The sequence below is a fragment of the Congregibacter sp. genome, assembly GCF_965662665.1.
Classification (GTDB): domain Bacteria; phylum Pseudomonadota; class Gammaproteobacteria; order Pseudomonadales; family Halieaceae; genus Congregibacter.
This window is the reverse complement of record NZ_CBFIIF010000028.1, coordinates 1-17073: the sequence shown is the minus strand read 5'-3', so window position 1 is coordinate 17073 and position 17073 is coordinate 1. Positions and strand designations below refer to the sequence as shown.

Annotated in this window: 14 protein-coding genes; 4 read left to right on the top strand and 10 right to left on the bottom strand. The window is 55.5% G+C overall.

All coding sequences use genetic code 11. The features are described 5' to 3' along the window. Positions 1-27: 27 nt before the first annotated feature. The 8 genes from urtE to dinB form a co-directional block, all read right to left on the bottom strand. Positions 28-723, bottom strand: coding sequence for an urea ABC transporter ATP-binding subunit UrtE (urtE, locus tag ACTG39_RS11100; RefSeq protein WP_439107630.1), 696 nt, complete (start codon positions 721-723; stop codon positions 28-30). Continuing rightward, the gene (gene urtD / locus ACTG39_RS11095) at positions 717-1484 is read right to left on the bottom strand and encodes an urea ABC transporter ATP-binding protein UrtD (protein WP_439107629.1); all 768 of its coding nucleotides are present in this window, start codon (positions 1482-1484) and stop codon (positions 717-719) included. The genes urtE and urtD overlap by 7 nt, the downstream gene beginning before the upstream one ends. Beyond that, positions 1477-2562, bottom strand: coding sequence for an urea ABC transporter permease subunit UrtC (urtC, locus tag ACTG39_RS11090; RefSeq protein WP_439107628.1), 1086 nt, complete (start codon positions 2560-2562; stop codon positions 1477-1479). Before urtC ends, urtD begins: the two co-directional genes overlap by 8 nt. After that, positions 2562-4154 (bottom strand): urea ABC transporter permease subunit UrtB, encoded by a 1593-nt coding sequence (gene urtB / locus ACTG39_RS11085; RefSeq protein WP_439107627.1) that lies wholly within the window; start codon positions 4152-4154, stop codon positions 2562-2564. Before urtB ends, urtC begins: the two co-directional genes overlap by 1 nt. A gap of 56 nt (positions 4155-4210) precedes the next feature. Beyond that, a complete protein-coding gene (gene urtA / locus ACTG39_RS11080; protein ID WP_439107626.1) occupies positions 4211-5497 on the bottom strand; it encodes an urea ABC transporter substrate-binding protein in 1287 nt (428 codons plus the stop codon). Positions 5498-5678: 181 nt separating this feature from the next. Continuing rightward, on the bottom strand, positions 5679-6479 hold the full coding sequence (locus ACTG39_RS11075) for a peptidyl-prolyl cis-trans isomerase (RefSeq protein WP_439107625.1): 801 nt from the start codon (positions 6477-6479) through the stop codon (positions 5679-5681). Between the two features lie 34 nt (positions 6480-6513). Continuing rightward, entirely contained in the window at positions 6514-7977 is a 1464-nt protein-coding gene (locus tag ACTG39_RS11070) for an agmatinase family protein (protein ID WP_439107624.1), read from the bottom strand. A 260-nt stretch (positions 7978-8237) separates the two neighbouring features. Continuing rightward, positions 8238-9359, bottom strand: coding sequence for a DNA polymerase IV (dinB, locus tag ACTG39_RS11065; RefSeq protein WP_439107623.1), 1122 nt, complete (start codon positions 9357-9359; stop codon positions 8238-8240). 146 nt (positions 9360-9505) lie between these two features. Here dinB and ACTG39_RS11060 point away from each other — a divergent pair, with 146 nt between their 5' ends. After that, a complete protein-coding gene (locus tag ACTG39_RS11060; RefSeq protein WP_439107621.1) occupies positions 9506-10768 on the top strand; it encodes a mechanosensitive ion channel family protein in 1263 nt (420 codons plus the stop codon). A gap of 42 nt (positions 10769-10810) precedes the next feature. Continuing rightward, on the top strand, positions 10811-12739 hold the full coding sequence (locus tag ACTG39_RS11055) for a gamma-glutamyltransferase family protein (RefSeq protein ID WP_439107620.1): 1929 nt from the start codon (positions 10811-10813) through the stop codon (positions 12737-12739). 18 nt (positions 12740-12757) lie between these two features. On the opposite strand, the gene ACTG39_RS11050 is transcribed toward ACTG39_RS11055, so the two are convergent. Continuing rightward, complete coding sequence (locus ACTG39_RS11050) at positions 12758-14263, bottom strand: sulfatase family protein (protein WP_439107619.1); 1506 nt, start codon at positions 14261-14263, stop codon at positions 12758-12760. 30 nt (positions 14264-14293) lie between these two features. Between ACTG39_RS11050 and ACTG39_RS11045 the strand changes: the two genes are divergently transcribed. Together ACTG39_RS11045 and ACTG39_RS11040 are read left to right on the top strand one after the other, a co-directional pair. Beyond that, on the top strand, positions 14294-15739 hold the full coding sequence (locus ACTG39_RS11045; RefSeq protein ID WP_439107618.1) for an amidohydrolase family protein: 1446 nt from the start codon (positions 14294-14296) through the stop codon (positions 15737-15739). Between the two features lie 111 nt (positions 15740-15850). Continuing rightward, entirely contained in the window at positions 15851-16123 is a 273-nt protein-coding gene (locus tag ACTG39_RS11040) for a hypothetical protein (RefSeq protein WP_439107617.1), read from the top strand. A 106-nt stretch (positions 16124-16229) separates the two neighbouring features. On the opposite strand, the gene ACTG39_RS11035 is transcribed toward ACTG39_RS11040, so the two are convergent. Continuing rightward, positions 16230-17073 (bottom strand): TonB-dependent receptor domain-containing protein (locus ACTG39_RS11035; protein ID WP_439107616.1); only part of this gene is annotated, 844 nt, incomplete at its 5' end.

Below are 17073 nucleotides of genomic sequence, written 5' to 3'. Positions count from 1 at the left end.
GACTTAAGGTTTACACAAAGTATCCGGTCAAACTGTGAGGTATTCAGCCGCCAACGCCTCGGAAAGCTGATCCATAGCACCCCCCGCTACGATCTTGCCGCGATCCATAATCGCAAAGTCATCGGCTACCGCACGGGCAAAGGGCAGCTTTTGCTCTACCAGCAACACACTGATCTCCTGCTCTGAGCGCAAGCGCTGAATAACATCGCCGATTAGCTGAACAATATTGGGCTGAATACCCTCGCAGGGCTCGTCCAAAATCAGGATGCGGGGCTGAAGTACCAGCGCTCGTCCAATTGCGAGCTGCTGTTGCTGGCCGCCGGACAAATCCCCACCGCGACGATCAGCCATCTCTGCGAGCACCGGGAAGAACTCATACACCTGCTCCGGTATCTGAGCATCGCGATCCTTGCGCCCCGCCAGCGCCAGGCGCAAATTCTCAACTACCGACAGGTCGGGAAAAATCATCCGTCCCTGAGGTACATAGGCGATACCGCGAGTAACGCGATCTTCTGTTGGCAGCTTGAAAACAGACTCACCTTCGAAGGTGATTTCTCCACTGCGGGCAGGTAGTAATCCCAACAAGGTATTGAGCAGCGTTGTTTTACCGACGCCGTTGCGCCCCATGAGGCAAAAGATTCGCTCACTGTCGACACTCAGCTCCACGTCCCGCAACGTGTGACTCGCGCCGTAATACTGGTTAAGGCCCTGAATGCTTAGCATGCTTCGCCCAAATAGACTTCGCGCACACGAGCATCTGACTGGACCTCATCAATACTGCCCTCCATGAGCACTGCTCCCTCATGAAGCACCGTCACTTTTCGCGCTATGGAGCGAACAAACACCATGTCGTGCTCCACAACAACCACTGAGCGCTCAGGAACCAGAGATTGCAGTAACTCAGCCGTGCGCTCCGATTCCTGCTGCGTCATTCCGGCTACAGGTTCGTCGACTAGCAGGAGTGAAGGTTCCTGGGCAAGCAGCATGCCGATTTCCAACCACTGCTTTTGGCCGTGAGACAGACCGCCCGCCATAGCCTGAGACTCAGTACCCAGTGACGTGGTCTCGAGCAACGACGCTATCCTGTCTTCGTCTTCGCTCGTCGCGCGATAGCGCAAAGCTTGCCAGGGGCCGCGATTGCCCCGCACGGCCAATGCAAGATTCTCGCGCACAGTTTGCCTGGGAAACACCGACGGTTTCTGAAACTTACGCCCAACTCCAAGACGCGCAATCGTCGCTTCGTCATGCTCAAGGAGGTTGATATCCTGCCCCAGAAAGGCGGATCCTGTGTCAGGTCGGGTTTTACCCGTAATGACATCCATAAGCGTGGTTTTACCGGCTCCGTTAGGGCCAATGAGGCAACGCAGCTCACCACGATCCACAGCTAAGGTTAATCCATCGAGTGCCTTGTAGCCCGAAAAGCTGACACTCACGTCCTCAAGGTAGAGAACAACGCCATGGCGTGTATCAATAGCCTCACTCACCGCGACGTCCCGCCAACAGCCCCGCGACCCCTTGAGGCAAAAGCAAGGTAACCAGCAAAAATAAGGCGCCCAGGGCAAACAGCCAGAGCTCTGGCAATTGAGCCGTGAGCAGGGTTTCTGCAGCGGCTATGATCACCGCGCCAAGCATGGCGCCATGAAGTGTTCCCCTGCCCCCGACCGCCACCCAAATAGCAATCTCAATGGAGTTCAGTGGTTGAAACTCTCCGGGGTTGATGATGCCAACCTGCGGCACATAGAGGGCGCCCGCCAGGCCTGCCAGCATTGCGGAGATCACAAATACCACGAGTTTATAGCTCGCTACGGAGTACCCAAGAAAACGCACCCGGGATTCTCCATCACGGAGCGCTACAACCACGCTGCCAAAACGCGTGTTGAGCATCCAGCGACATCCCAGATAACTCGCCAGGAGTAGTAAGGCAGTCGCCTCAAACAAGCCGCATCGGAGAACGTCGGACTGCAACTCGAACCCCAGAATCTCTTTAAAATCAGTGAGCCCGTTGTTACCCCCAAATCCCATCTCATTGCGAAAAAACGCCAGCATCAATGCAAAGGTCATAGCCTGGGTCATGATCGAAAAATAAACGCCACTAACCCGGGATCGAAAAGCCAGCCACCCGAACAGCAGCGCGAGCAGACCAGGCACCAACAAGGCCATTAGCATGGCAAAGGGAAAGCTATCGAAACCCATCCAATACCAGGGTAGCTCCTGCCAATCGAGGAACACCATGAAGTCGGGCAGTTCGGGATCGCCATAAACACCCCGACTGCCAATTTGCCGCATGAGATACATACCCATGGCATAGCCGCCCAAGGCAAAGAACGCCCCGTGACCCAGACTCAGTAAACCTGCATAGCCCCATACAAGATCCAAAGCCAGCGCAAGCAATGCATAGCAAAGATACTTACCCAGCAGCGAGACGCTGTAACTGGACAGTGCAAACATGGACTCCTGCGGCAACAGCAGATTCGACGCCGGCACAAAAACTGCGAGACAGATCAGCAAAGCCACCGTAAGAGGATAGGCACGTTCTTGCTCGCGCAGAGCTCGAGTCAGCATCAGTGACTATCCTCACGGCCCGTGCGAGGAAAAAGACCCTGCGGTCGACGCTGGAGAAACAAAATCAAAAACACCAGTAGCAGTATCTTAGCCAGCACAGCGCCTGCCGCTGGCTCTATCAGCTTATTCGCAACACCGAGGGAGAACGCCGCCACGAGCGTGCCCCAGAGATTGCCTACACCGCCAAACACCACTACCAAAAACGAATCAATGATGTAAGACTGGCCCAGATTGGGGCCGACATTTGTCAGTTGAGACAGCGCGACGCCGGCCACACCGGCCACGCCGGATCCAAGGGCAAACGTCAGAGCATCCACTCTGGCGCTACGCACTCCCAGGGCGCGAGCCATGGCGCGATTTTGTGCCACCGCTCTTACCTGTAAGCCCAGACGCGTGTAACGCATCAAGGCGAGTAATCCCCCAAAGACCAAAAGAGAGAACAGCAGTATCGCCATGCGGTTGTAGGTCAGCGACAAGCCCTGTGTCACCTCCCAGGCACCACTCAACCAGTCTGGTGTAAGAACAGAGCGGTTCAGTGGAGAGAATATAGATCGAACCGCCTGCTGAAGAATCAGGCTGATACCAAAGGTAGCCAGCAGTGTTTCCAGAGGTCGTCCGTAAAGAAATCGAATAACGCCCCGCTCAATGACAAGTCCCACCAATGCTGAAACTAAAAACGCCGCCGGTATTGCCAGCAGCAATGCAATACCAGGCTGGGCCGGAAGTAACTGCTGAAGCACCCAGGTCGTGTAGGCGCCCAGCATGATTAACTCACCATGCGCCATGTTAATCACGCCCATCACACCAAAGGTGATGGCCAGACCGACCGCGGACAAGAGCAACACCGATCCCAGACTGAGTCCGAAAAACAGCGACTCAAGACGACTAAGCCACCGTAAACGATTTTCTGCGAGCGCCAGTAGCGCTTGTGCTTCGTCACGAATCGCTGGAGGAACCCCCGCCCGAGTCTCTAAATCCAGCAGTGCTGAGCGCACAATCGGATCTACGCGACCCTTTAGCGTTGCCAGCGCCGCGCGTATCTGCGATTCGTCACCCTCAGACAGGGATTGCAAAGCCAGGCCGATGGCAATCTGATCTTGTAGTTCGGGCAGAGGTTCAAGGGGCTGACGCATGGCCAATGCGTCCAGTGCAGCAGTTGTCGGCGCGGCGAGAATCTCCGCGATTGCCGTAGCACGTTGCTCGTCATCTTCTGCCGACAACTGCGCAATGGAACGCAGGCTCTGGAGCTGCGAACGCAGACTGTTATCAATAGAAACACGTCGGACGTCACGGCGTCCGGCATTGCCAAGGGCTTCACCGGTGAGCACATCACTCAGGAGATACCTGGCGCCCTCGCGTTGGGCAAGCACCACTGAGGCATTACGACGATCAAGATACAGGGCGCCTCTAGTGACCGCGTCGAGCACTAGGTCCGTGTTTTCGTCGCCGCTGGCGGCAATTTTTTCGAGCAGTTGAAGCTTTTGCGCTGAGTCCGCAGACCCCAGTGCATTCACCCACTCACGCAACGACTCAGCCGCCTGCACGGGCGATATGAGCAACAGGCACAGAAACAGCGAACGCAGCACTAGCATGAAATTAAGGCTTGCTTGGAACGTGGACTAACGATGAATGCCTTAATATTGGCCCATTACTCGCCGCTGTCCGACAGGCACCTCTTCTCCGCTTGTTGGTAATTGCCGCAACGTAAAGGTGCCGTCCAGTCTGCGACCAGATCTTTAGAGCCGGGCAAGTAATCAGACCAGGCATCTCCTGCGAGAGTCTCCGGAGTTTCGAAAACAACCTGGAACTGGCCATCATCGAGTATCTCTCCAATCAACACCGGTTTCGTAATGTGGTGGTTGGCTTGCATGGTAGCCACGCCGCCCGACAGATTGGGCACGCTGATCCCGACAATAGCATCCTGTACGGCATTTGACTCCGTACTCCCTGCGGCTTCTACAGCTTTAGCCCACATATTAAAGCCGATGTAATGGGCCTCCATGGGGTCGTTGGTCACGCGATTGTCATCGCCAATGAACGCCAGCCACTCGTCAATAAAATCAAAGTTGGCGTCATCTTCAACGCTCATGAAGTAATTCCACGCAGCGAGATGACCAACCAGCGGCCCGGTATCAATACCTGACAACTCTTCTTCACCCACAGAAAACGCGATGACCGGTATATCCGTCGCGCTCACACCCTGGTTCGCTAACTCCTTATAGAAAGGAACATTAGCATCGCCATTGACCGTCGACACCACCGTGGTTTTCGCGCCGGTGCTGCCAAACCGCTTGATCTGAGCCACGATGCTTTGCCAATCGGAATGTCCAAACGGCGTGTAGTTAACGAGAATGTCGTCCTCAGCTACGCCTTTTTGCTGAAGATAAGCCTGAAGAATTTTGTTGGTCGTGCGCGGATACACATAGTCCGTGCCCGCGAGGACCCAGCGCTTTACGCCCTGAGACATCAGGTAGTCCACAGCGGGTATCGCCTGCTGATTTGGTGCGGCTCCGGTGTAAAACACATTTTTGGAGGATTCTTCGCCCTCATACTGCACGGGATAGAAAAGTAAGCCATTCAATTCTTCGAACACTGGCAGTACCGACTTACGTGACACCGAGGTCCAGCAACCGAACACCACATCGACCTTCTCCCGCACCAACAGCTCCCGCGCTTTCTCGGCAAAGAGCGGCCAATCAGATGCGGGGTCCACGACGACTGCTTCCAAAGGTCGGCCTAATAGTCCTCCTTTTGCATTTTGCTGCTCCACGAGCATCAACACGGTATCTTTGAGCGTCGTCTCACTAATCGCCATCGTGCCGGACAAGGAGTGAAGGACACCGACACGGATTGGCTCCGGATTCTGGCTGCGAGCGCCAATGGAGACCAGGCACAAAAGCAGACCGGTGGTTAGGCTTCTTAGAAACAAATTCATTAACAGTGACTCCGTGAGATAAGCGGCGTATCCTCAAGGCAGTGCAAGACCCGAGCCACTAATCTTGATTGCAGTGCCAAGGGATTAAAGAAAAAACCTTCGTAGCTTGCACCATCATCTGGCACAGCTTCGCAATCCCGCACCATAATTGCGCATCGCTATTCGGCAAAGCACAAGGATCTTAGGGTGAAATCTCAAGGGGGTAACGCGGTTCCTGCGTCCGCGCAAACTGAGCAACGGCCTCTGCTACGGCCGCCGCCTGATAATCCGCAAGTACCTGGCCTCGTACGCGCTCGAAGGGCAACAGCACTGGTGCCTGCCGCTCCTCTACACGGAAATAGTGCCAGCCCTGCCTGGTTTCATAAGGCCCTTGCCAATCTCCCACTGGGACGCGCTGTAGAGTCTCTAGTATGGGCTGTCCAAACAGCCCCCGGACCATGCTGATGCCATAGCGGGGAAAATCTTTGCCCTGCCAGGGTTCAACACCCGATTCTGCTGCAGCGCTGTTCATTGTCGCCAGCTGCCCCCTAGGATCCTGAGGCTCTGTTGGGAACAGCTTTTGACTAAAGCTTATGGTGGCTTCGCTGTAGTAGCGCTCAATGTTGTCTGTGTAGAAATTCACGAGATCTTTTGCTGATGGCTCGACAATCTCACCCACGACTCGCTGCTGCATCAATTCGATAATCAGCTCTCGAACGCTGGGATCACTGAGGTAAAGCTCTGCGGCAAGGCCCTCACGAAAGAGAAGCTCGCGCTGATAATAGTCATTCACAATGCGCGCTACGTCACTGGGTTCCGCCGATCGCCCAGTAAGCATTTCCCACTCAGATATCAGCAAGGCGCGAGAGCCTTCGCTAAGCACGACAGCAGTCGTGGACTCTCGATCAAGCATGGCGTACGCCACAAAGAGCATTCCACCCAGCGCAAAAAATATCAGCACCGGATCCAGGATCAACCGCCTCACGCGGCTTGAATCACTCAAAGAATATTCACCGCGCGAGCAGTTTTCGAACTACTTAGCGCTTGGGACGACCGTATTGGGGATCGATCTCTTCGGCGTCGCCTTCCTTGAGACCTCTTTTCCCGGCCCTAGGCTGTTTATCTTCGGTGGACAACTCCGACATATACGACCCGTCAGTGATGCCCGTTTTGCGCATGGCGATACCCGTGAGGCAGGCGTGCATGATGTAGTTGGCATTGAGAGCCGAGCGGTAAGTGTTGTCCAGCAGCGGATCGAGCTCGACGATTTCAAAGCCGATCATTTCACTCTCGGTACACAGTGCCCGCACGATAGGGATCGCCTCGCGCATAGTTAAACCACCGGGGACCGGTGTGCCAGTACCCGGCACAAAAGCGGGATCCAGCACATCGACGTCAAAGGATATGAACAACTTCTCGGTACCCTCTCTGGCCTCGCGAAGGGCATCCTCCATCACCCGCTTCCAGCCCTTCTTCTCGACCTCGGCCATGGGGTGATAGCGCATACCGTTGTTGCGCATCCACTCAAAACCCCATTCGCCGGGCCAGGGGCCACGCAAGCCGACCTGTATAAAGTTCTCGGCCTTCACATGCCCTTCTTTGATCGCACGATACACGGGCTGGCCATGGGTAATGTAATGCGCCTGTCCTTTACCCGCGTCAAAATGAGAATCAAAGTGCACCACACCGAAGCTGCCCTTGCCGTGGACATCGGCAAGGCCGGCGATGTCCGGATACTCAAGGGAGTGATCGCCCCCCACGATAAACGGTATTGCGCCCGTCGCAGCTATCTCGGCAACGCGCTCCCTGACGTGATGGACACTGATTTCGCTGCTCATGTTGTCGATGGCAATGTCCCCATAGTCCACAATACTGAGAACTTTGCTGGGATTGACCATGGTCGCCATGTCATTACCGCCCTGGTAGTAACCCGTGCGCATGGCCTGAGGCCCAAACCGTTGACCGCGGTAGTAAGTCCCCATATCAAGGGGCGCGCCGACGATGGCCACTTCAACATCTCCGGCGACTAAATCCTCGGGATAAATAGCGACGGGAGCGCCTGCAAAGGTCTGTACCCCACTGCGCCCGCCCCGAGCGTAGTAACTCAGATAAATTGGCCCGGGCTCGCGCTGGGTTGCGAGGGCCTTGGGGTTCATCAACTTCCAGCCATTAAAGTCCTCGATCTCGGTGTTTAATGGAATCGAGGCCATATCCGTCTCGGGATTAAACTTACTTGCGTTCTCGAGGTATTGCATGGCGTCGACAAAGGCCTCGACTTCTTCAGCGCTTTTCCCGCGCAAGCGCACAAACAGCTTTTCCCAGGTTCCTACAAAACCCTCACCCTCCTCCAACAGATACTCGCGCTTTTCAGCGGACAGCGCGTCGAGGGTCGTCTGTAGTTCGCTTGGAAGTTCAGGCACTTCTTCGTCGGCTATCGACGGTGCGGCGCCCAAAACCATCAGCAAAGTACCGAGCAGAACAGGTCTTACGGGGTTGTTCATGTCTTATCCTTAATCGTGGGCTAATTCATCAGGCCGTCGCATTGAGCGACTCCCGCAAGGCCAGTCCGCTTAAATAGCTGAGGAAGCATTCCGTGCATCAGCGAGCCGAGCGTTTGAGACGAGCTTTTTAGGCTCACTGACTGTAAAGCGACGCCATAGCACTTAAGCATGTGTAGTTAACAGCAAACATCAATCAGCAATTACCGTGCCTGATAGCGCCCCAGTATAAGTCACAGTCTTTAGCGCCGACATGATCAGTGTCAAAACGCGAGAGATTCCTGCACCGGTCTTGGCTCCGCTATGCCTTCGCCCTCGTGCCGTGACAGCTCTTCGGCGGGTTCAAGGGTCGATAAGGTAAGCCCCAGTAAACGCACGCCCTTGACCACCGGCAGCAAGGCGTTGAGTAGTTCACGAGAGAGTTGTTCAAAACCCTCGCGAGAATCTACCGCGGGACTAACGGAACGCGCCCGGGTTATCTGCTGAAAGTCCGCGTACTTCACTTTGAGGGTGACAGTGCGGCCCCGCGCCTGATTAGCTGCGATACGCTCCCACACGATATCGACGATGTGCTCCAGAGCGTCGCGCAAATCACTATCAGCAGTAAGGTCCTCTGCATAAGTACGCTCTCCGCCAATGGACTTTCTTTCCCGGTCGGGCCTTACAGCACGGTAATCCTCACCGCGACTGGCTCGATACAAATACTGCGCGGACTTACCAAAGTGCTGTTCAAGAAAGATCAACGACTGGGCACGGATGTCTGCTCCCGTTTGAATACCCAACGCCGACATACGTTCTGCTGTTCTCGGGCCTACCCCGTAAAACCGTCGTGCGGGTAAGCCCGCCACAAAATCGGCACCCTCCGTCGGTCTTACAACGAACACGCCATCAGGTTTGTTCTGATCTGAGGCCACCTTGGCAATAAACTTGTTGTAGCTAACGCCAGCACTGGCGGTTAACTGCAGCTCGGTGCGAATATCCCCGCGGATCGCCTCAGCAATTGCGGTAGCACTGCCTATGCCCGCGATATCAGCAGTAACATCCAAATAGGCCTCATCCAGAGACAAAGGCTCAATAAAGTCGGTATAGCGGGCAAAAATAAGGTGCAACTGCCGAGAGACAGCGCGGTAGACCTCAAAGCGAGGCTTAACAAAGAGTAATTGGGGGCAGCGTCGCCTCGCGGTGACGCCCGGCATCGCCGACTTAACCCCGAACTTGCGGGCCTCATAACTGGCAGCAGCCACCACACCTCGCTTTGCAGACCCCCCCACGGCGAGAGGCTTGCCGCGCAGTGACGGATCATCACGCTGCTCGACACTCGCGTAAAAAGCGTCCATATCCACATGGATAATTTTTCGCGTGTCGGGGGCGCTGTGTTCTGTCATCCCTCCGATACTAGAAAGCTCGGAGAGTTGAGGCAAGCAGGATCAACTCTGCAGCAACCTCGATAAATAGCTTAGCTTTCAGGAATTGCCATCAGAGCAGGCATCGCGCATCCTAAGGACCATAAGCCGCATAACAGTTAAAATTTATGAACCGAAGTCTCGAAGCGCTAGAACTCTGGCTCGCCCAGTGGATGGGTAATGCCTTTTGGGTAGACATGGCATCTCGAGCCAGTGCTCTGCTCCTTGTATCCTTTTTAGTTTGGCTGCTATGGCGCCTGCTCGAGCGCTGGCGCAAAGGCATCCATCGCTGGATTGATGCGGATGGTTCCGGTGCCCGCGCGCTCACGGTGCAGGATCAGCAGATCTTTACGGAGAGGGAACTTGCAAGGGCACTGCACAGTTTGGTCAACGGTCTATGGCAGTTGCTGCGCGCAGTGCTCTTCATCAGCTGGCTCAACCTCGTATTTACTCAATTCGCCTGGACACGAGATGTCGCTGTAAGTGCCATCGGCTTCGTGTTCACCCAGGGGGCGCTCATTGTTGCCGGGGTTATCAACTATCTTCCCAACCTCTTCATCATCGGCATTATTGTTGTTATTTCCAGACTGGTGATTCGCGCGACCCGGGGAGTTTTCGATGGTATTCGCCTCGAGCGGATCACCTTGCCCGGTTTCTATCCTGACTGGGCGGAGACGAGCTTTGGCCTGTCTCGCCTGCTGATCATCGCACTCACCCTGGTTATCGTATTTCCCTATCTCCCCGGTTCGAGTAGTCCGGCTTTTCAGGGGCTTTCGATATTCTTTGGTGTACTGGTTTCTCTGGGGTCCACCTCGGCGGTGGCAAACGTGATGTCAGGAATAGTGATTACCTACACCCGGGGATTTAAAATTGGTGATCGCGTACGTATCGCGGATACCGAGGGCGATGTGATTGAGCGCAGTGCGTTTGTGACCCGCATTCGCACACCCAAGAACGAGGAAGTGTCTGTCCCCAATGCGATGGTGATGAACAACCACATCGTGAACTTCAGCGCCCAGGCCAAAGAAGCTGGCGTTCTGCTCCATACCACGGTGACTATTGGATACGACGTCCCGTGGCCACGTGTGCATCAACTACTCTGCGACGCCGCCGTCGCAACCAAGCAGGTTCTGGACGACCCCGCTCCCTTTGTCCTGCAGACCAGCCTTGATGACAATTATGTCGCCTACGAGCTCAATGCTTACATACGTAATCCTTCCCAGAAGCTGCAAATCGCTTCGGAGATGCACGCACACATCCAGGACAATTTCCGTAAAGAAAGTATCGAAATACTCTCACCGCATTACCGGGCCAATCGTGATGGTTCGGATCTCGCAATTCCGCCTTCGGACCAGAGCGGAACTGATCCGCAAACACATCAGTCCACGTAGGCCCGTATACTGTATTTTTGATAAACCCGATGGAGACACATTTTGACTCATAGATCCGCTCCCTCTTTTGACACAGCCCAACCCCCAGCATTGCGCCAGTGGGCCACAACACTGCTCCTATGTCTGGGGATCGCCGTCACAGCGGTAACACCCGCCTCCGCTCAAAGCACCGCAAAACCTGTGCTCCACGGTCGACACTGGGCTGCGGTCACCGGCAAGCCATTGGCAGCCAGTGCCGGCGCCATGATGTTTGCCCAGGGTGGCAACGCCATCGACGCAGCCTGTGCAATGCTCGGAGCGACATCAACCATGTGGGATACCCTGGGTTGGGGCGGCGAGACGCAGGCGCTCATCTACAACCCGAACACAGGCAAGGTTATCGGTATCAATGCCCTAGGTGTTGCCCCTACGGGTGCGACGCCTGAGTTCTTTCGTGATCAGGGCATGATCTACCCGCCCGAGTATGGCCCTCTGGCGGCAGTCACCCCGGGCACACCGGGGGGCTTAATGGTGATGCTAGCCGAGTACGGCAGCTTGAGCCTCGCTGAGGTACTGGCACCCTCAATGCAAATGGCCGAGGGCTACCCTATCGAAGGCGTGCAGGCAGATAACATCGAGCGTCGCCGAGACATTATCGCCCAGTGGCCGGATTCCAAACGCGTTTTCCTGCCTCACCTAGATGATAGCGATCCGGATAAACGCGCCGCGCCGGAGGACGGCGAGATCTTCCAACAACTGGAACTCCTGGCCACCTTGCAAAAACTGGTGGACACCGAAGCCGAAGCCCTGGCTGCCGGAAAGTCCCGTAAGGAAGCCATTTACGCCGCTTATGAGCGCTTTTATCGCGGTGATATCGCTAAAGAGATTGTCAGCGCGACCCGGGAACAAGGTGGCTTGTTTACCGAGGACGACTTAGCCAATTGGGAAGTGCACATCGAAGAACCCGTGAGCACCAATTACAAGGGCATTGACGTCTACAAGCTCACCACCTGGGTGCAGGGACCGGCGATGCTTCAGGCTCTCAATATTCTCGAGCCTTTCGACCTCAAAGGCATGGGGTACAACAGTGCAAACTATATTCATACGCTCTATCAAACGATGAATCTTGCCTTTGCCGATCGGGACTTCTACTACGGCGACCCGTACTTCCCGCCGGCGGAACCCATCGAAGGCCTGCTCAGTAAGGACTATGCGGCAAAGCGCCGTGCATTGATCAATCCTGACATGAACGATACTGGTGCCAGACCGGGCGACCCCTACCCATTCCAGGGAGACAAAAACCCCTTTAGCAAGCTGCTAAAGGAGTGGTCACCCATCCCTCCAGCGGCCAATGCGGATGGCTCCGACGGATTTCAGCAGGCCAGCCTCAATCACGACGAGGGTTTTATTGCGGGCACCACCTCAATACAAGCAGCGGACGCCGACGGCTGGGTGGTGTCTGTGACGCCATCCGGCGGATGGATCCCAGCATTTATTGCCGGCGATAGTGGTATCGGTCTCAGTCAGCGCATGCAGAGCTTTGTGCTGGATGAGCGTATCAACCCCTTCAATGTCGTGGCCCCCGGCAAGCGTCCCCGCGCCACACTAACGCCCAGCTTGGCGCTGAAAGACGGCGATCCCATCATGGCGTTTTCGGTTCAAGGCGGCGACACGCAAGATCAGAACCTTCTGCAGTTCTTCCTGAATGTTGTGGAGTTCGATATGAACGTGCAGCAAGCGGCAGAGGCACACAATATCACCAGCTATCAGATGCAAAGTTCATTTGGCGCTCACGTGAGTGAACCCGGACGCTTGGAAGTGACGCGCCAGCTGCCGCCCTACACGCGGGATCGGCTAAAAGCGATGGGCTACGACGTGGGAGTTGTGGACAAGACCTATAGCCCCATCACAGCGATCCTGATCGATCCGAAACAGGGAACCTTCCAGGCAGGAGCCAGCGACTACGGCGACGATTACGGCATCGCCTGGTAGCGCCCTTTCAGACTACACCTATGGACTATCCTGGCGCTGGAGAGCATGCCTCTTTCGCGCCAGTGGATCATTTTCGACGCCCGCGCGACGGGACTGATACGTCTCAAGAAGCCTGTCCCGTATTTCAGGCTCTGACCCCAGACGATTATTCACTTCGTACCAATCATTCACCAGATCGAACAGTTGATGAGGCGTACCGTTGTCATCGAGAATCATTTTCCAGTCACCATCTCGCACAGCGAACTCCATGCCATCGGGCGTTGGAATGGACCAGTAAAGGGCTTTGGTGCGTTCGAAACCCTCGCCGTCGATCAGCGGCCACAAAGACTCCCCATCAAGGGGAACGCCCTTATCGGGAGTCACCTCCAACCATTCGGCAAGGGTAGGAAACACGTCCAATGCCGTTACGGGATGGTTCTCGACACGACCGGCCTGAATACGACGGGGATAGCGAATAATGCCGGGCACACGAATCCCGCCTTCAAACAGAAACCGCTTTTTTCCGCGTAATCCGCTGGTTTCGCCGGCCATACCCAGCTCCCAGGGCGTCAAAGCGGAATCCGTTACGGGGCCGTTGTCACTGCTGAAAATGATCAGGGTGTCGTCCAATACCTCGGCTTCCCTAAGATGCTCGATCACGCGTCCAAGCTGCGCATCCAGATAGCTGATGTTGGCATAGTATTCACCGCGCCCCCTCCAGGGGCGATTACGCCAATCAAAATAGTAAAGCAACGGATTCTCCTTTGCTTCGGCACTTAGATGCGCTTGATATTGCTCGAGGTACTCGGGAGGTGATGCGATGGGGGTATGCACTTCGCTGTAGGTCAGCAACAGGAAAAACGGTTTCGACGCATCCCCAAGCCACTGAATCGCCTCGTCGCTCACCAGTTCAGCGCTGTACTTTTGCGTCTCCCCCACTGCCTTGTTATTGCGATACATATTGTCCGGATACATGGGGCCGCGCCGGGGCCTCTCCTTCGCATCGTGCACCGCCGCATTCTTAACCCACGCCGCCAGCCCGTATTGGTAATCAAATCCGAAGTCTCGGGGCTGTGGCACGTCGTCCATGTGAAGGCCCCCGTTGAGATGCCACTTTCCAATGACCGCTGTGCGATAGCCCCGTTGCTTCGCGAGATCCGCAAGCGTTGTTTCATTGCTTCCAAGGGCAATCTGGGCATCATCAGGTATCCAGCTCTCCACACCTGTGCGATAAGGCGTACGACCCGTGAGTAGGCCAGCGCGGGAGGGGGAGCACAGGGCGGACGGCGCGTAGAACTGCGTAAAGCGAAGGCCCTCAGCAGCTAGGCGGTCAATGTTCGGTGTCTTTACAACGCTGTGGCCATAGGCGCCCGTGTCGCCATAACCCAGATCGTCAACATACACCACCAACACATTCTGTCCCTGACTGTCGGCAGACACCAGACAACTCGGACTCAGTAAACCCGCGAGGATCACGGGCATGAGTAAGCTCGCCCAAGGGGAGCGCGCAAGCTCGCGGTGTACTTGTAAGGATCTGCGTTGCATAGTTGAGGTCTCCAACCTGAGGGCAGTCATATGCACTATAGCGTGCACACGCTACACCGGGTGAGCTCTCGCTCCCCCCTCTTTCCGTTGTTCATCGCATTGCTTCTCATGGTCACAGGGCTTTGGGGAATCTCGTCGCCGTCGCAAGCTGCCACCTCGCTCCTCATTCGCAATGTCACGCCCGTCGACGCGCACAGCGGCACCATGAAAACCCAGGACATATTTATCCTTGATGGTCGCATAGCGGCAATGGGGCCAAAGCTCGACGTCCCTGCCTCCGCTACGGTAATCGATGGAACGGGGCAGTTCTTGTCGCCCGGACTCTGGGACATGCACGTGCACCTGAGCTATGACCCGCGATTTGTGGACCTCATGCCTGAGCTGTTTCTGGACTATGGCATTACCAGCGTCCGGGATACGGGGGGGAATCTTAAGCGCTTACTTCCCATTATTCAGTCTCACTATCGAAGCGCAGCTCAGGCTCCCCGCGTCTTCTTTGCAGGACCGCTGCTGGATGGCTCCCCCGTCGTTTACGGCGGCACCGACACTGCCGGCATAGGCCAAAGCACCGTAACCGCAGAAGACGCTCGAACACAGGTTCAAGCTCTACACGCGTCTGGTGTGGACTTCATCAAGATCTACGAAATGGTTTCCCCGGAAGTGTTTGGGGCCTTTGTCGAGGAGGCATCAGAGCTGAAACTTCCCATCGCAGCCCATGTTCCTCTTTCGATGCTCGCCTCGGACGCAGGACCGCAAGTCCAGTCCATGGAACACCTGCGCAACATAGAAATGGATTGTGCGGAAAACGCCGAGGCCTTACTTGAGGAACGACGGCGGCTTCTCGCCGCGGGTCGAGAGCAAGGTCGCGATGGCATGGGCCTGCGAAGCAGCATCCATCGTGCTCAACGGGACAAAGCCATTCAGAACGAAAGTCCCGATCGTTGTGAGCGAGTGCTCGATAGCCTCACAGGAACTATTCAGGTACCCACAGCGCGATTAAACGCCATGACCCAATACCCACCGTTTGCCGCGCCGGACTGGTTACCTGCCCTCAATGAGCTTCCGGACGCTGTGAGTAGCGACTGGGGCAACGCCTCGACGCTTATGGACCCGGACAATTACCGACTCCTGGGAGAATGGACCTTGGGCATGATTCCTCGCCTAGCGGCCCGGGGCATTGCCATTGGAGCGGGCACGGATACCCCCATTGGATGGGGCATACCAGGCTACAGCCTCCACCGAGAACTTGAGGTGATGGTAGAAGCCGGCTTAAGTGAGCGCTCCGCACTCGCCGCCGCAACGCTAGTCCCTGCAAGGTTTTTCGGTTTGGAGGCGCTTACCGGGCGTGTCGCAGCTGACTATCAGGCGGATTTGTTGTTACTTGAGGCAAACCCTCTTGAAGACATACGCCACACCCGAAAAATACGCATGGTTGTGTCAAAAGGACAGATTGCGCGGGACTACACAGAGCAATAGGCGTCTACACAAAAGCCCGAAAACAGTACTATGTTTACAGGGCCGAGAGCTTACAAGCCAATTACGATTCACAACTTAAAACCCGATACGATTCAATTCCAGGACTTCATTATGAAAACGTTACTTACCTCCATCGCGGTGGCAGCGCTGCTCTTCATCTCCACTGCCTACGCTCAGGACATGAACAAACTGATGGAAGCAGTGGATACAGAAAAAGCTCCCGACTCTGTTGATATGGAAAAAGCCAAGGAAGCCGTAAGCACCGACGGCGTTGATTACAAGAAGGCTGCCGAAGCCGTTGATATGGAAAAAGCAGCGGGCGCTGTAGATATGGAGAAGGCCAAGGCTGCCATCATGGACCCAAAAAACCAAGCTCTTGTATGAGGAACTACTGCCCCTCGGTAGCGCGAATCTGAAGATCCGCAAACCGAGAGCATAAAAAAAGGCGCTCAATTGAGCGCCTTTTTCGTTCTAGCCCAAGGGCTTTGCTTTACTCAAAGCTGTACTTCAGAGTGGCTCCGTAGGTACGTGGCTGGTTGGGATAACCGCTGAGGCTTCCCGCTTGCGCTACAGAGTTAAACGCCGACAGCAGGTACTCGTCACCGTTCAGGTTACGACCCCAGAGATTGAGCTCTACACCGTTGCTGAAGGTCATACCAAAGCTGGCGTTGAACATATTAATCTCGCGGGAGGCGATAGAAGGGTCAATATTGTCAACGACTTGAACCTCATCTTCGTAGACGTGTTCTACACGAATGTAGGAAAACGCGTCACCGATATTGAAGTTGTAAGTCGCTGATGTGTTAGTCGACAGCTCTGGGATGCCTGCGGGCTGCTGGCCCGAAAGATCCGTGGGACCATTTTCACCCAAGGCTCCCTGAAAATCGTCATAGAGCGGATCCAGGAAGGTTGCCGCGAAGGAGATCCTCAGACCGTCAGTCGGCGCCCAGTTCATATCAAACTCAAGTCCTTCCGTGGATTGCTCGCCCGCATTGCCCAGTACAAAACCTGTGCCGGTAAAGATGTTTGACTGGAAGCCTTCGATCGTTTGATCAAAGATAGCCACGTTCATGCTCACCGTGTCGAACTCAGCCTTCAGGCCAATCTCGTAAACCGTCGACTCTTCGGGACCCGCGTAACGAGTTCCTTCTGTGAGGTTAGGCACCAGAAGTCCGGCGGCGGCCAAGGCAGGGATATCCTCCGGGAAGGGGCGCGAATCTCGCGAGAGGTTCCAGGATGACGCTTTAAAGCCTGTGCTCACACCAGCGTATACGTTGATGTTCTGCGTAAGGTCATAGGCCAGTCGCAGCGTATAGGTTGTATCGCTATCGTTG

Coding starts and splice junctions, on each gene's coding strand:
- urtE (WP_439107630.1), bottom strand. CDS start 723: ATGCTAAGCATTCAGGGCCTTAACCAGTATTACGGCGCGAGTCACACG.
- ACTG39_RS11070 (WP_439107624.1), bottom strand. CDS start 7,977: ATGAACAACCCCGTAAGACCTGTTCTGCTCGGTACTTTGCTGATGGTT.
- urtA (WP_439107626.1), bottom strand. CDS start 5,497: ATGAATTTGTTTCTAAGAAGCCTAACCACCGGTCTGCTTTTGTGCCTG.
- ACTG39_RS11060 (WP_439107621.1), top strand. CDS start 9,506: ATGAACCGAAGTCTCGAAGCGCTAGAACTCTGGCTCGCCCAGTGGATG.
- ACTG39_RS11040 (WP_439107617.1), top strand. CDS start 15,851: ATGAAAACGTTACTTACCTCCATCGCGGTGGCAGCGCTGCTCTTCATC.
- ACTG39_RS11045 (WP_439107618.1), top strand. CDS start 14,294: ATGCACTATAGCGTGCACACGCTACACCGGGTGAGCTCTCGCTCCCCC.
- ACTG39_RS11050 (WP_439107619.1), bottom strand. CDS start 14,263: ATGCAACGCAGATCCTTACAAGTACACCGCGAGCTTGCGCGCTCCCCT.
- dinB (WP_439107623.1), bottom strand. CDS start 9,359: ATGACAGAACACAGCGCCCCCGACACGCGAAAAATTATCCATGTGGAT.
- urtB (WP_439107627.1), bottom strand. CDS start 4,154: ATGCTAGTGCTGCGTTCGCTGTTTCTGTGCCTGTTGCTCATATCGCCC.
- urtC (WP_439107628.1), bottom strand. CDS start 2,562: ATGCTGACTCGAGCTCTGCGCGAGCAAGAACGTGCCTATCCTCTTACG.